The sequence below is a fragment of the Streptomyces sp. NPDC050759 genome, from assembly GCF_044456945.1.
GTDB lineage: Bacteria > Actinomycetota > Actinomycetes > Streptomycetales > Streptomycetaceae > Streptomyces.
Map to the genome: position 1 here is coordinate 122,493 of NZ_JBITGI010000001.1, position 14,918 is coordinate 137,410.

The 14,918-nt window shown below is 72.1% G+C and carries 12 protein-coding genes; 9 read left to right on the forward strand and 3 right to left on the reverse strand.

Annotation, left to right across the window (positions count from 1 at the left end; all coding sequences use genetic code 11):
- Positions 1-122: 122 nt before the first annotated feature.
- The 4 genes from ACIBJB_RS00540 (at position 123) to ACIBJB_RS00555 (ending at position 5,779) form a co-directional block, all read left to right on the forward strand.
- On the forward strand, positions 123-728 hold the full coding sequence (locus tag ACIBJB_RS00540) for a carbonic anhydrase (protein WP_266565988.1): 606 nt from the start codon (positions 123-125) through the stop codon (positions 726-728).
- A 238-nt stretch (positions 729-966) separates the two neighbouring features.
- The gene (locus tag ACIBJB_RS00545) at positions 967-2,001 is read left to right on the forward strand and encodes an AAA family ATPase (protein ID WP_398925025.1); all 1,035 of its coding nucleotides are present in this window, start codon (positions 967-969) and stop codon (positions 1,999-2,001) included.
- Entirely contained in the window at positions 2,001-3,368 is a 1,368-nt protein-coding gene (locus ACIBJB_RS00550) for a DUF58 domain-containing protein (RefSeq protein ID WP_398925027.1), read from the forward strand. The genes ACIBJB_RS00545 and ACIBJB_RS00550 overlap by 1 nt, the downstream gene beginning before the upstream one ends.
- Positions 3,368-5,779, forward strand: coding sequence for a DUF3488 and DUF4129 domain-containing transglutaminase family protein (locus tag ACIBJB_RS00555; protein WP_398925029.1), 2,412 nt, complete (start codon positions 3,368-3,370; stop codon positions 5,777-5,779). Before ACIBJB_RS00550 ends, ACIBJB_RS00555 begins: the two co-directional genes overlap by 1 nt.
- A gap of 210 nt (positions 5,780-5,989) precedes the next feature.
- On the opposite strand, the gene ACIBJB_RS00560 is transcribed toward ACIBJB_RS00555, so the two are convergent.
- The 3 genes from ACIBJB_RS00560 to ACIBJB_RS00570 form a co-directional block, all read right to left on the reverse strand.
- Positions 5,990-6,385: a DUF3040 domain-containing protein gene (locus tag ACIBJB_RS00560; RefSeq protein ID WP_057618523.1), complete on the reverse strand. Its 396-nt coding sequence runs from the start codon at positions 6,383-6,385 to the stop codon at positions 5,990-5,992.
- A gap of 277 nt (positions 6,386-6,662) precedes the next feature.
- Entirely contained in the window at positions 6,663-7,433 is a 771-nt protein-coding gene (locus tag ACIBJB_RS00565) for a methyltransferase (RefSeq protein WP_398925031.1), read from the reverse strand.
- A 643-nt stretch (positions 7,434-8,076) separates the two neighbouring features.
- A complete protein-coding gene (locus ACIBJB_RS00570; protein WP_398925033.1) occupies positions 8,077-8,652 on the reverse strand; it encodes an SAV_6107 family HEPN domain-containing protein in 576 nt (191 codons plus the stop codon).
- 180 nt (positions 8,653-8,832) lie between these two features.
- Here ACIBJB_RS00570 and ACIBJB_RS00575 point away from each other — a divergent pair, with 180 nt between their 5' ends.
- The 5 genes from ACIBJB_RS00575 to ACIBJB_RS00595 all read left to right on the forward strand — a co-directional run bounded on the left by ACIBJB_RS00575 (position 8,833) and on the right by ACIBJB_RS00595 (position 14,917).
- Complete coding sequence (locus tag ACIBJB_RS00575) at positions 8,833-9,591, forward strand: ATP-binding cassette domain-containing protein (RefSeq protein WP_398925035.1); 759 nt, start codon at positions 8,833-8,835, stop codon at positions 9,589-9,591.
- Positions 9,563-11,647, forward strand: coding sequence for a YhgE/Pip family protein (locus tag ACIBJB_RS00580; protein WP_398925037.1), 2,085 nt, complete (start codon positions 9,563-9,565; stop codon positions 11,645-11,647). Before ACIBJB_RS00575 ends, ACIBJB_RS00580 begins: the two co-directional genes overlap by 29 nt.
- Positions 11,648-11,694: 47 nt before the next feature.
- Positions 11,695-12,327 (forward strand): TetR/AcrR family transcriptional regulator, encoded by a 633-nt coding sequence (locus ACIBJB_RS00585; protein ID WP_398925039.1) that lies wholly within the window; start codon positions 11,695-11,697, stop codon positions 12,325-12,327.
- A gap of 385 nt (positions 12,328-12,712) precedes the next feature.
- Positions 12,713-13,327, forward strand: coding sequence for a DUF4126 domain-containing protein (locus ACIBJB_RS00590; RefSeq protein ID WP_398925041.1), 615 nt, complete (start codon positions 12,713-12,715; stop codon positions 13,325-13,327).
- An 87-nt stretch (positions 13,328-13,414) separates the two neighbouring features.
- The gene (locus ACIBJB_RS00595; RefSeq protein WP_398925043.1) at positions 13,415-14,917 is read left to right on the forward strand and encodes a phytoene desaturase family protein; all 1,503 of its coding nucleotides are present in this window, start codon (positions 13,415-13,417) and stop codon (positions 14,915-14,917) included.
- Position 14,918 lies beyond the last annotated feature (1 nt).

Below are 14,918 nucleotides of genomic sequence, written 5' to 3' on the forward strand. Positions count from 1 at the left end.
TCGCGGTCAATCAACCGGCCTGCGCGTCGCGCCCCGGTGCGGACTCGACGCCATGAAAGGGCGGAAAACACCCGTTCGGGTGCACCCGAGATGCATGTGGGGTACCTCACACAGAGGACGTGATGACGCTCTTTTTCCCTTCTCACGGCAGGACCGGAACAGCGGTGACCAGTACCGTCATGGTTATGACGACTTCCGCATCCGTTCCCACCGAAGGCGCCATATCCCCCGGCGGCCGTGTGACCGATCGCCTTGTCGACGCCAACGAGCGGTACGCCGCCGCGTTCACCGACCCCGGTATGGACGCCCGGCCGGTGCTGCACGTTGCCGTCGTGGCCTGCATGGACGCCCGACTCGACCTGCACGCCGCGCTCGGCCTGGAGCTCGGCGACTGCCACACCATCCGCAACGCGGGCGGCGTGGTCACCGACGACGTGATCCGCTCGCTCACCATCAGCCAGCGCAAGCTCGGCACCCGCAGCATCGTCCTGATCCACCACACGGGCTGCGGCCTGGAGGCGATCACCGAGGACTTCCGCACCGAGCTGGAGATGGAGGTGGGCCAGCGTCCGGCGTGGGCGGTGGAGGCCTTCCGGGACGTCGACCAGGACGTACGGCAGTCCATGCAGCGGGTGCGCACCTCGCCGTTCCTGGTGCACACCGACGACGTGCGCGGCTTCGTGTTCGACGTGAAGACGGGTCTGCTGCGCGAGATCGACCCCGCGTAAGCGGCTGCCGTAGCTGTCGTTTCGCTGTTGATTTCGGCCCTCAGGGTGCCCAAAACGCCGTAAGACCCGACATAGTGCAGCCAGTTGTCCACAGTCGAGTGACACGAATCGGTAACGGCAGCAAGAATGCGGTTGTGGCGTCACGCGGAACTTTTCTCGCGTGGTGTCCGTGATTCGGGGTGGGCCGGTTACGCATCACAGAGCGTCGGCCCGGAAAGTACGGGCCGAGGAGGGCCGGGTGACCACCTATGACGATCGAGCGAGCCTCACTGATCTGACCGCCGTCGTGGAGCGGGTACGCAGTTCGGTGGAGGGCGTGATCGAGGGGAAGCCCGAGGTCGTTCGGCTTTCGCTGACCGTGCTGCTCGCCGAGGGACATCTTCTGATCGAGGATGTCCCCGGCGTCGGCAAGACCATGCTGGCCAAGGCGCTGGCGCGGTCCATCGACTGCTCGGTGCGCCGCATCCAGTTCACGCCCGACCTGCTGCCCTCGGACATCACGGGTGTGTCCATCTGGGATCAGCAGCGCCGGGACTTCGAGTTCAAACCGGGTGCGATCTTCGCGCAGATAGTGATCGGCGACGAGATCAACCGCGCCTCGCCGAAGACCCAGTCGGCGCTTCTGGAGTCGATGGAGGAGCGCCAGGTCACCATCGACGGGCAGACCTACGAGCTGCCGAGCCCCTTCATGGTGGTGGCCACGCAGAACCCGGTCGAGATGGAGGGCACGTATCCGCTGCCGGAGGCCCAGCGCGACCGTTTCATGGCCCGGGTCTCCATCGGCTACCCCAGCGCGGACGCCGAGCTGCAGATGCTCGACATCCACGGCGGGGTGAACCCGCTGGACGACCTCCAGCCGGTGGCGCACGCGCACGACATCGTGAAGCTGGTCGAGGCCGTCCGCGGCGTCCACGTCGCCGAAACGGTCCGGCGGTACGCCGTCGACCTGGTCTCCGCCACCCGCACGCACCCCGACCTCAGACTCGGCGCGTCCCCGCGCGCGACGCTGCACCTGCTGCGCGCCGCCAAGGCCTCCGCCGCCCTCAGCGGCCGGGAGTTCGCGCTGCCGGACGACATCCAGGCGCTCGCCGTGGCCGTCCTCGCCCACCGTCTGCTGCCCACCGCCCAGGCCCAGCTGAACCGGCGCACCGCGGAGCAGGTCGTGCAGGAGATCCTCCAGCGCACCCCGGTTCCCGCCGCGCCCCAGCAGGGCGGCCTCGGGATCGGCCGCACCGCACCCGCGTATCCGCAGCAGCCGCCGCGGGGCCTGTGATGTCCACCGGGGTGCCCGCGGCCGACGGCCCCGAGGCCGACCGGGGCGACAAGGGCGGGGTGCGTACCGCGCTGGCGGGTCTGACCACCCGGGGCCGGTCCTTCTTCGCCGCCGGTATCGCCGCGGCCATCTGCGCCTGCGTCCTCGGCCAGAGCAACCTGCTGCGGGTTGGCCTGATGCTGGCCGTGCTGCCCCTGCTCTGCGCCACCGTGCTCTACCGCACCCGCTACCGGGTCGCGGGCAGCCGAAGGCTCTCCCCCGCGCGCGTGCCCGCCGGCAGCGAGGCCCGCGTCCACCTGCGGATGGACAACGTCTCACGGCTGTCCACCGGTCTGCTGATGCTCCAGGACCGGGTCCCCTACGTCCTCGGCCCGCGCCCCCGCTTCGTGCTCGACCGCGTCGAGCCGGGCGGCCGCCGTGAGGTGTCCTACCGGGTCCGCTCCGACCTGCGGGGCCGCTACCCACTCGGCCCGCTCCAGCTGCGCCTGACCGACCCGTTCGGCATGTGCGAACTGACCCGCTCCTTCTCGACGTACGACACCCTGACCGTGATCCCGCGCGTGGAGGCGCTGCCGCCGGTGCGGCTGAACGGCGAGGCGAAGGGGTACGGCGACGGGCGGCAGCGCTCGCTCGCCCTGGCCGGCGAGGACGACGCCATCCCGCGCGGCTACCGCTACGGCGACGACCTGCGCCGGGTGCACTGGCGTTCCACCGCCCGCTACGGCGAGCTGATGGTGCGCCGCGAGGAACAGCCCCAGCGCGCCCGGTGCACGGTGCTCCTGGACACCCGGGGCCTGGCCTACGCGGGCGCGGGCCCGGACTCGGCGTTCGAGTGGGCCGTCTCGGGCGCCGCCTCCGTCCTGGTCCACATGCTCGAACGGGGCTTTTCCGTCCGGCTGTTGACGGACACCGGCAACTCCGTGCCCGGCGAGGGCGCGGACGGCTTCGCGGGCGCCAGCCAGGGGACGGCGGACGCGGCCGGGCTGATGATGGACACGCTCGCGGTGATCGACCACTCCGACGACACCGGCCTGTCGCGCGCGTACGACGTGCTGCGCAGGGGGAACGAAGGACTGCTGGTGGCCTTCTTCGGCGACCTCGACGAGGAGCAGGCCACGGTGGTCGCCAAGATGCGGCAGCGCAGCGGGGGCGCACTCGCCTTCGTGCTCGACAGCGAGAGCTGGGTGCGGGAACCGACCGGCGTGCCCGGGGCGCTGCAGGAGCGCGAGGAGCGGCTGCGGATGCTGCGCGAGGCGGGCTGGACGGCACTGGGTGTGCCCCGGGGCGCCTCGCTGGAGGAGCTGTGGCGCCTCGCGGACCGCGAGCGCACGGGCGTCGGCGTGGCCGGCGCCGGGGAGGGGCCGTGATGAGCGGGCGGGCACGAGTGGCGCTGTGCGCGTGGGCGGCCACGCTGATGGCCGCGTGCGCTCTGATCCCGCTGGTCGAGCCGGTCACCTGGATCGTGCAGGCAGCCTTCCTGCTCGGTGTGCAGACGGTCGTGGGCGCGGCGACCCGGCGGATCCCGCTGGCCCGTCCCCTGACGGTGGCGGCCCAGACCCTCGTCACGCTGGTCATGCTGACCCTGATCTTCGCCCGCGACCAGGCCCTCTTCGGGCTGATCCCCGGCCCCGGCGCCTTCGTGCACTTCGGGGACCTGCTCCAGCAGGGCGGCGACGACATCGCGCGCTATGCGATCCCGGCGCCGCTGGCGTCCGAGGGCATCAAGCTGATGGTCTTCGGCGGAGTCCTGATCATCGGACTCGTGGTGGACATCCTCGCGGTGACCTTCCGCAGCGCGGCCCCGGCGGGCCTGCCGCTGCTCGCGCTGTACTCCGTCGCCGCGGGGCTGTCCGAAGGACATGGCGACTGGTTCTGGTTCCTGGTCGCGGGGGCCGGCTATCTGCTGCTGCTGCTGGCCGAGGGACGGGAGCGGCTCTCGCAGTGGGGCCGCGTCTTCGGCGGGGCCGCGCGCGGCCCGGGCGCCGACTCCGGGCCGGTGGCGCCGGTGCGCACCGGTCGGCGGATCGGCGTGGCGAGCCTCGGCGTCGCCCTCGCGGTATCGGCCTCCCTGCCCACGCTGAACGGCGGCCTCCTGGACGCCACCGGCGCGGGCGTGGGCGCCGGAAACGGCAACGGCGGCACGATCTCCGCCGTCAACCCGCTGCTCACCCTGCGCGACAGCCTGAACGTGGACGAGGACCGTCAGGTGCTGTCCGTGCGGACCGGGAGCGACACCGACATCTCCAACCTGTACCTGCGGATCGTCTCCCTGGACGAGTTCGACGGCCGGACCTGGAAGCCGTCCAAGCGGCCCATCAAGGCCGTACCGGACGACTTCCCCACCCCGGTCGGACTCGGCGGCGACGTCAAACGCGCGGAGGTGGAGACGACCATCGAGGCGGCGAACTGGTACGCGCAGGACTACCTGCCGATGCCGTACCCGCCGAGCGGCGTGAAGATCCGGGGCAGCTGGCGCTACGAGCCCGAGGGGATGGCGCTCGTCGGCGACCACGGGCAGAACACGCGCGGGCTGACGTACCAGGTGAAGAGCCTGGACGTGCAGCCGACGGCCGAGCAGCTCGCGTCGGCGCCGACCGCGCCTTCGGCCATCGAGCGCGACTACACCAAGATGCCCGACTCGGTGCCATCCGTGGTGGCCAAGACCGCCCGCGAGGTCACCGCGGGCGCGAAGAACCCCTATGAGCAGGCGGTCGCGCTCCAGGACTACTTCGCGGTGACCGGCGGCTTCGAGTACGACACCAAGGTGGAGGTCGGCGACGGGCCCAACGCGATCGCCAACTTCCTGCGGGACAAGCAGGGCTTCTGCGTGCACTTCTCCTTCGCCATGGCGGCGATGGCCCGCTCCCTGGGCATTCCGGCCCGGGTCGCGGTGGGCTTCGCGCCGGGCACCCCGCAGGCGGACGGTTCGATCTCGGTGGGGCTCAAGGACGCCCACGCCTGGCCCGAGCTGTACTTCGAGGGGGTGGGCTGGACCCGCTTCGAGCCCACCCCGACTCGGGGCACGGTGCCCTCGTACACCGTCCCGGACGCCACCGGAAGTCTGACCCCCGACGTGCCGCGGCCGTCCGCGGGTTCGTCCACGGCGCCGTCGGCCTCCCCCTCGGCGAGCGAGAACTGCTCGGCCCAGCTGCGGAAGCTGGAGGCGTGCGACAGCGCGTCGCCCGCGGCCGCGGCGGCCGGGGACGGTGGCGGCCCCTGGTGGGCCGTACAGGGCCCGTGGTGGCCCGTGGGGCTGCTGTTCTGGGTGTTCGTGGGGCTGCTCGTGCTGTTGATCCCCTTGGCGCCGATGCTGTGGCGGCTGCGCACCCGTTCGGTACGCCTGGGCGGGCACGGCCGCAGTGATGCGGGTGCCGCCGCGCATGCCCTGGCGGCCTGGGAGGAGCTGACGGACACGGCGTGGGACTTCGGGATCCTGCCGGACGACTCGCAGACGCCGCGCAAGGCGGCGGCGCGGATCGTACGGCTGGGGCATCTCGATCCGACGGCCGCGGCCTCGGTGCACCGGGTCGCGGACGCCGTGGAGCAGGTGCTCTACGCCCCGCGCCCCCGGCCGACGGCCGGCCTCGCCCAGGACGTCTACCGGATGATCGGCGGACTGCGCGGCTCGGTCGGCCGGGCCACGCGGGCGCGCGCGCTCATCGCCCCGCGTTCCACCGCACGGGTGGCGTGGGCGGCGTCGGAGTGGTGGGCCGGGGTCAGGGCACGGGCGGCGGCGATCCGGCCGACCCTGCGCAAGCCGTTCGGTCAGCAAGGCTGAAAAGCGCCGCACGCAGACGGCGGAACGACGGTGGCCCGGGCCTTGCACAGGCCCGGGCCACCGTCTTGCCAGGGGTGGGAGTGTCCTGCGGAGACGGGTGGGGGTGACCTCCTGAGGACACGCGCGAGCTTGAGGACATACGTGAGGGGGTGAGCACCGGGCTGGGTGCTCACCCCCTCAGAACATCTGTGGGAGCTGCTCGGCCGCCGGCTACTGGCCGCCCTGCTCGTCTCGTCGCCGCTGCCAGCGCTGCTCGATCCGATCCATCATCGAGCGCTTCTGGCGTCCCTGGCGACGGGCATGCGGGGCGCCCGCGGCAGGCTGCTCGCCCGGCTTGGGGGCCTTGCGCCAGCCGGTCACGGCGAGCACCGCACAACCCAGCATGACGAGGAAGCCCACCACACTGAGCCACACCTGCTTGGCGACCATACCGGCCATGAGGAGCGCGATACCTACGAGGAAGCCGGCAACTGCCTGGTAGACCCGCCGCCGGGTGTACGTACGCAGCCCGCTTCCCTCGAGCGCCGACGCGAACTTGGGATCTTCGGCGTACAGCGCTCGCTCCATCTGCTCGAGCATGCGCTGCTCGTGCTCCGAGAGCGGCACGGAGTCCTCCTCATCGTGCAGTCGCCGGGGCGACTCGGGGGGTCCCTTCAGGATAGGCAGGGAATCGCCCCCGTGAAACCCGCCCCTCTGCGCCAATTGGCCAACCGGATTCCGCCATGAACGCTCCGGCTGCTGAATCTTGTCATTCCCCAGCGGCCGTCCCGTCATGCCGGGCGGTCTCCCTCGATCATACGGCGCCGCGCGCGCGATCGGGGGGCCTGTGGCGTACTCCATGTGCCATCAAGTACCTGATCAGCACTCCGGCACAGGGGGCGGCTCAGGCCTCGGCTGCCTCCCGGGTCTCGCCGAGCACATGGAGCTGTGTGGCCACGGAGCGGAAGGCGGGGAGCTCGGCCGCCGCCTCCTCCAGCTTCAGCAGGGCTTCCAGGGCGCCGGGCTCGGTGTCCACGAGCACGCCGGGGACGAGGTCGGCGAAGACCCGCACACCGTGCACCGCGCCTACGGTGAGGCCCGCGCCCTCGACGAGCGCGGTGAGCTGTTCGGCGGTGAAGCGGCGCGGCACGGGGTCGCCGTCGCCCCAGCGGCCGTTCGGGTCGGCGAGCGCCTGCCTGGCCTCCTTGAAGTGGCCGGCCAGGGCCCGGGCGAGCACGGCACCGCCGAGACCGGCGGCGAGCAGACTGAGGACGCCCTCGGGGCGCAGGGCGGCCACGACGTTGCGCACGCCCTCGGCCGGGTCGTCCACGTACTCCAGGACGCCGTGGCACAGCACCACGTCGTAGCCGCCGCGCTCGGCCACGTCGAAGAGGCCGTGGGCGTCGCCCTGGACACCTCGCACCCGGTCGGCGACTCCGGCCTCGGCCGCGCGGCGCTCCAGGGCGAACAGTGCGTTGGGGCTGGGGTCGACGACGGTGACCTGGTGGCCGAGGCGGGCGACGGGCACGGCGAAGTTGCCGCTGCCGCCTCCGGTGTCGAGGACGTCCAGCGCCTGGCGTCCCGTGGCCTTGACCCGGCGGTCGAGGGCGTCCTGGAGGACCTCCCAGACCACGGCGGTACGGAGAGAGGCGCGGGGTCGCAGCGGGTCCGACACGGCAGTTGACTCCTCGGCGCGGCACCGCCCGTTGCACGGCGGAGCGATCGGGGCGCCTTCCCGGCCGGGGGCGTGGACGGGGAGGCTTCAGGCGCTCCCCACCCTATTGCCTCCGCCACCGCGCCCAGCCATCGCGGTGCCGCGGCCGGGGGCACGTCCCACCGGGCGGGCGACGGGAGACGACTGGTGGCTGGGGTGGGGCACGGGGCGGTGCAAGGAGATGCTCGACGGGGCGGTCGGCAGAGGCACTCCGCGGCTCGCACCGGGCCGGGAAGGCCGCGCTTGAGACTCGGCGGAACGATCCACGGGCGGTGTCTGCGATCCACGCCGGAGCGAGGCGAGGAGACGGCACCTGCGGCTCTGCAGGATCGTCCACGGAGGACACTCCGCGGCTCGCACGAGCCGGGAAGGCGGCGCCTGAGACTCGGCGGGGTGATCCACGGGCGGTGTCTGCGATCCACGCCGGGGAGGCGGGTCCACCCCCGGTCGAGGGTCGGTTTGCCGGGGCACCGCGTGGGGCTGTGTCCTGGGCCTCCCTCGTGGCACGCCCCGGTCCCCAACCGCGGGGCGTCCCTCCAGGCCGCCGCCGTCGAGACGGTCTGCCGGACCATCCCCTGCGGAACAAGCACCGGAGTCGCCGAGTTCAGCCCGCGTCCGGAAAGTCGCGGCCGCGGTCGGTGTGGTCGGCGTCCTCCTCGGGCTGGTCCGCGTCCTGGCGGGGTTGGGGCAGGACCGGCTGGAGCACCAGCATCCGCTCGACGAGGCGCAGGAACATCGCCACGTCGCGTATGAGGTCGTCCGCGTCCCGGCGGCTGGCCGCGCCCTGGATGCCGGCCTCGGCCCGGGCGCGGCGCCGGGCCCCGGAGGCGAACAGCGCGCTCCACTCGGTGAGCTCGGGCGCTATCTCGGGGAGCACTTCCCAGGCGCTCCGGATCTTGGCGCGGCGTCGGGGCGTCGGCTCCGGACGCCCCCGCGCGGCGAGCACGGCGGCCGCGGTGCGCAGGGCGGCGAGATGCGCCGTCGCATAGCGCTCGTTCGGCGTCTCCAGCGCCGAGGCCTCGTCGAGGCCGGCTCGGGCCTGGGCGAGCAGGTCGAGGGCAGCGGGTGGGGCCGTCGTCCGGCGCAGCACGGGGTGTACGTCGCTCGCCGGGCCGGTCAGTGAGGGGGCAGGGCCGGTGGCGCGGCGCCGACGGGCGGCGGCTGCGTGATAGCTGGCCATGACGAACCTCCTGTCGTCTGGTTGCCGGCACATCCCGCTACGGAGTGCCGTATGTGCCCATCGTGAGGTATGCCACTGACAATCCGTTCTGACCTGGGCTTTTGCTTCGATCGAAGGTTCGGGTTAGTTTTTGCACTGACCAGTCAGTTCAAAAAGTTCTCGATTCAAGAAGATCAGGGGGTGGCCGTGGACGGAATCGCTGTCACGGCCGAGGGTTTCGGGCTCAAGGGGCCTCGCGGCTGGGCGTTCCGCGGGGTCGACCTCGCCGCGGAGCCCGGCGCGTTGATCGCCGTGGAGGGGCCCTCGGGGTCCGGCCGTACGAGCCTGCTGCTCGCGCTCACGGGGCGGATGAAGGCCACCGATGGGACGGCGACCGTAGGCGGGGCGCGGCTGCCGAAGCAGTTGGCGGCGGTACGCCGGTTCAGCGCGCCGACGAACGTCTCAGGGGTCACCGACCTCGACCCGGCCCTGACCGTCGGGGAGCACCTGCGCGAACGGACGCTGCTGCAGCGCCGGTTCGGCGATTCGGTGCGCGCCCTGCTGCGACCCCGCGCGGAGCGTACGGCCGAGGCGAGGCTGCGGATCGACACCGCGTTGGCGGCCGCCGGGCTCGACCCACAGACGCTGCCGAAGGGCGAGCGAACGGCCGTACGCGATCTGGAACGCCTGGAAGCGCTGCGGCTGTCGATCGCCCTGGCCCTGATAGGCCGCCCGCGGCTGCTCGCCGTCGACGACCTGGACCTGAAGCTGTCGGACGCCGAGCGGACCGAGGCCTGGGCGCTGCTGAGGTCCCTCGCCGCGGCCGGGACGACGGTCGTGGCGGTGTGCAGTGAGGCCCCGGAGGACGCCGTGACGGTGTCCACGCGACCTGAACCGCAAGAGGACACGCACACCCGGAAGGAGACGGCCGATGCGCTCGCCGAAACTGGCCGCGCTTGAGCTGCGCCGCTTCGGCAGGGGGAAGCTGCCGCGCGCCGCCCTGGTGGCGCTGCTCGTGCTGCCGCTGCTGTACGGCGCCCTGTATCTGTGGTCCTTCTGGGACCCGTACGGCCGCTTGGACCGCATCCCCGTCGCCCTCGTGAACGACGACAGGGGCGCCACCGCCGACGGCAGGAAACTGACCGCGGGCGACGACCTCACCAAAGGGTTGCGCGAGAGCGACACCTTCGAGTGGCACCAGGTGAGCGCCCGACAGGCACGAAAGGGCGTCGAGAACGGCACCTACTACCTGTCGCTGACCATGCCGGCCGACTTCAGCAAGCGGATCGCCTCCAGTGCGGGTGACTCCCCCGAGACCGGCGCCCTCCAGGTCCGTACGAACGACTCGAACAACTACATCGTCGGGCAGATCTCCAGGACGGTCTTCGCCGAGGTGCGCCGGGCCGCGTCCACGAAGGCGTCGCGGTCCTTCCTGGACCGGATCTTCATCTCCTTCTCCGACATCCACGGCGCCACGGTGAAGGCCGCCAACGGGGCCGACGACCTGGAAGGCGGCATCGGCAAGGCGGAGAAGGGATCCGAGGACCTCGCCACGGGCCTGAAGGACGCCGAGACGGGCAGCGGGAAGCTCTCCGACGGGCTGGCGAAGCTCGACACCGGCTCGGGCGACCTCGCCGACGGCGCACAACAGGTCGCCGACGGGACCCAGAGCCTCGCCGCCAAGGTCAACGGGGTCGCGGACAAGGTGGGCCCCTTCCTCGAAGGCAACGAGAAGACCATCGGCGACACCGCCCGGCTCGTCGCCGACTCGGCCGGAGCCGTCCGCCACAACCTCGACACCCTGGTGAGGACCGCCCCGGCGGCCGCCAAGGGGGCACACAAGGCCACCGACACCCTGAACGCCGTCTATAAGGCGCGCTGTACGGACCCGGTGCTGCCGGACCCCGCCTGCGCCGATCTGAAGAAGGCCGCGCAGGCTGCCGCCGACGTTTCGAAGGTCGCCGACGACGTCAACGCGCTCGTCGCCGACCAGAACGGTGATCTGAAGAAGCTCGACAGCCGGCTCGCCACGCTCCAGCAGCAGGCCCGCGCGCTCGCCGACCGGGCGCCACGCCTCTCCGAGGACCTGGACGACGCCGTAGCGAAGATCAACAAGCTGAACCAGGGCGCGGGCCAGGTCGCCGCCGGCGCCAGGACGCTCCACTCCGGCCTCGGCACGGCGAGGACCGGCGCACAGGACCTGGACGAGGGCGTCGGCCGGCTCAGGACCGGGGCCGACGACCTGAGCGGCGGCATGTACAAGCTCGCCGACGGCTCAGGGAAGCTTTCCGACGGACTGCACGACGGCGCCTCGCAGATCCCCGACTACGACAAGAAGGACCGCGACCGGCGTACCGACGTGATGGCTGATCCGGTCCAACTGGTCTCCAGGGACCTGCACAAGGCGCCGAACTACGGCACCGGGTTCGCCCCGTACTTCATCCCGCTGTCCCTGTGGGTGGGCGCAATGGTGGCGTACATGCTGATCACACCGATGAACCGGCGTGCGCTCGCCGCCGGTGCCGCGGCCTGGCGGATCGCGCTGGCCGGGTGGCTGCCCGTGGTGGCCATCGGAGTGCTGCAGACGGTGGCGCTGATGTCGGTGCTGCACTGGGCGATCGGCCTGCAGATGGCGCGGGCGGCGGGGACCGTCGGCTTCCTCTTCCTGGTGACGGCCTGCTTCGCGGCGATCGTCCAATGGCTGAACGCACGCTTCGGAGCGGCGGGCCGGATCCTCGTCCTGGCGCTCCTGATGCTCCAGCTGACGTCCGCGGGCGGCACCTACCCCGTCCAGACCAGCCCGGGCTTCTTCAACGCGATCCACCCCTTCCTGCCGATGAGCTACGTCGTGGATGCCCTCAGGAGGCTCATCACGGGCGGCGGTCTCACGCCGGTGTGGCACGCGTGCGTGGTGCTCCTCGCCTTCACCGCCGGCGCCCTCGCGCTGACCGCCCTGTCGGCCCGCCGCCGGCAGGTGTGGACGCTGGACCGGCTGCACCCGGAGCTGACCCTGTGAGCCCTTCCGCGACCTCAAAGGCGGCCTCACCTGTGAGAATCAGGACCATGGAACGCAGCAGCGCCACCGCGGGCGTCAGCACACGCCGCGAGGCCACCCGGCAGAAGCTCTACGAGGCGGCCGTCACGCTCATCGCCGAGCAGGGCTTCTCCGCCACCACGGTCGACGAGATCGCCGAGCGGGCCGGAGTCGCGAAGGGCACGGTCTACTACAACTTCGCGAGCAAGTCCGTCCTCTTCGAGGAACTGCTGCGGCACGGCGTGGGCCTTCTCACCGCCTCCTTGAGGGACGCGGCGGAATCGACGGCACGCGCGGGTGGCGGCAAGGTGGACGCCCTGGACGCGATGATCCGGGCCGGTCTCGTCTTCATCGACCGCTACCCGGCCTTCACACAGCTGTACGTGGCCGAGCTGTGGCGCACCAACAGGGCATGGAAGTCCACGCTCATGGTGGTCCGTCAGCAGGCCGTGGCGGTCGTGGAGGGCGTCCTGCGCGAGGGCGTGGAGAACGGCGAGTTCAGCGACGAGATCGACGTACCGCTGACCGCCTCCGCCCTGGTCGGCATGGTCCTGGTGGCCGCCCTGGACTGGCAGTCCTTCCAGCCCGAGCGCTCTCTGGACGATGTGCACGCGGCGCTGTCGCGGCTGTTGCAGGGGCGGGTGAGCGGGCGCCGCGGATGACACGGGGCTGACATGCGAAAGCGCCGGTCCGGTGTGGCCGCGTCCCCCGCGGGCCACCTCGAACCGGCGCCTTCTCTTGCTCCCCCGATTTCCCCCGTACCCCCCGTTGGGCCCCCGTTCGGTCGTTCCCCCGCTTTCCCGGGTTCCCCCGTGCCTCGCTCCCGCCGACCTCGGCCGGCGGAAGGAGCGGATCCGGGGCGGCTCCGTTCCGGCGCCCCGTGTCGCCGGTGCCGGAGCCGTTCCCCTTCGCCGTGGCTCCACTCTCTCGTTCGAGCAGGTCGGGGCCCATCCGCGCGCGTACTCATCTCACCCCCTAGGTACGGATACTCAGTCCTGCGCACTCACCCCCAGACGGGCCCGCGGCCGACTGGCTACGATCGCCTCCGTGTCCGTACTCCCTCTGGTGTTCACCAGCGGCTGGGCCAGCGGCGTCAACGCCTACGCGGTGGTGCTGCTGCTCGGCGTGTTCGGCGCGACGGGGCTGAGCGACGACGTCCCCGAGACCCTGCAGCGCCCTGAGGTCCTCGTCACAGCGGGCGTGCTGTTCCTGTGCGAGGCGGTGGCCGACAAGATCCCTTACGTCGACTCGGCCTGGGACTCGGTCCACACGGTGATCCGCCCCGTCGCCGGCGCCTGGGTCGGCGCGCTGCTCGCAGGTCAGAGCGGTTCGCTCTCCGACGTGGCGGCCGGCCTGATCGGCGGTTCGACGGCCCTGGCCAGCCACACGGTCAAGGCGGGCACGCGCATGGCGGTCAACGCCTCGCCCGAGCCCTTCAGCAACGTGATCGTGAGCCTGGCCGAGGATCTCGGAGTCGGCGGTGTCGTCACCTTCGCGATGTTCCACCCGGAAGCGGCCGCGGTCGTCGCGGGCGTACTGCTGCTGGCGGGTCTGCTGACGCTCTTCTTCCTGATCTCCCGCATCCGAAGATTCCGACGCCGCAGAGCCCAACGCCGGGAGGAGAAACGCCTCGCGGCACGCATCGGCCGGCCGGCCGGCTGACGACCGGCCACGGTGTGCCCCAGGTCCGCGTCGGCAAGCCGGCTGCCCGCGGGCGGAGTGTCAGTGGCGGCCGATAAAGTCGCAGGCATGGCACGGATTGCGGTGATCGGCGCCGGGATGGGCGCGATGGCGGCCGCTGCCCGGCTGGCCGTCGCGGGCCACCGGGTGGCGGTGTACGAGCGCACGGAGACGTACGGCGGTGCGGTGCGCCGGTTCGAGCGGGACGGGTTCGGTTTCGACACCGGGCCGGGACTGCTCACCCTCCCCGCGGTCTACCGCGATCTGTTCATCAAGACCGGCAAGGAGCCGCTGGAGTCGGTCGTCGAGCTGATCCAGGTCGACCCGTCGTCACGGCACGTCTTCACGGACGGCACCGAGGTGTCCCTGCCGAACGCCTCGCGCGCGGGAGTGGTCGCCGCACTGGACGAGGCCCTCGGCGCGGGCGCGGGCGGACGCTGGGGCGACTTCCTCATCCGGGCCCGCGAGGCCTGGGACCGCACCCGCAGGCCGCTCCTGGAGGAGCCTCTGTGGCCCAACTGGCAGGTGCTGCAGCGCGAGCCCTACCCCGCGGTGCCGCACAAACGGCTGCTGCGCACCCGACGGGCCTGCACGTTGCACGAGATCGGCGCCTGGGAGCTGCGGGACCCGCGGCTCGCGGCCCTGCTGTACGGCCATGCGCTCGCCCACGGCGTCGACCCCGGTACCGCACCGGCGAGCGCGGCCGTCCTGCCGTACATGGAGCACGCCTTCGGGACCTGGTATGTCCGGGGCGGCATGCGGGAGTTGGCGCGGGCGGTGTACGAGCGGTGCGTCCAGCGCAAGGTCGAGTTCCACTTCGGTGCCGAGGTGACGGGCGTCCTGGAGAAGGACGGTCGCGCGGCGGGTCTGGAGCTGTCCGACGGGGCGGTCGTGGAGGCGGACACCGTCGTCGGCACCGGACCCTGGCGACTGCGCGGGCTCGTACCGGGTCGTGAGCTCTACGGCGCGAAGGACGTCCTTCCCGACGCCGAGGACCTGCACCCCGGCCGGGTCGTCGTGTGCCTCGCCCTGCGCGGAGCGCGGGAGCCGGACGCCGTGCACCGCACGGTGGTGTACGGCCCCGAACCGGAGGGCGAGTTGGACCTCTTCGTGCACGGGGAGACGCCCGACCCCACGGTCCGGATCGACCGGCCGGACGACCCCGCCCTGCGTCCCGACGCGGACCACGAGTCCGTGGTGCTGTCGGCGACCGTGCCCAGCGGTCTGGGCCACGACTGGGCCGCGCCGGGAGTCGTCGAGGCCTTCGCGGACCGGATGGTCGCGGCCGCCGACCGGGCGATTCCGGGCTTGCGTGAGCGGATCCTCTGGCGCGACGTACGGACGCCCGTGCACACCGAGTGGGAGACAGGAGCCGTCGGCGGCGCCGTTCCGCCGCCCGCGCTGGCCGGCGGCGAGGGCACCCTGCACCCGTCCAACAGCACGGCGATACCTGGCCTGTTCGCGGTCGGCGGCTGGTCACACCCCGGCGGGGGCCTCCCCCACGCGGGCATGTCGGGCTCGCTGGTGGCCGGACTGGTCGTGGAGGGACCGGAGTTTCGCGGTTCTCAGTGAC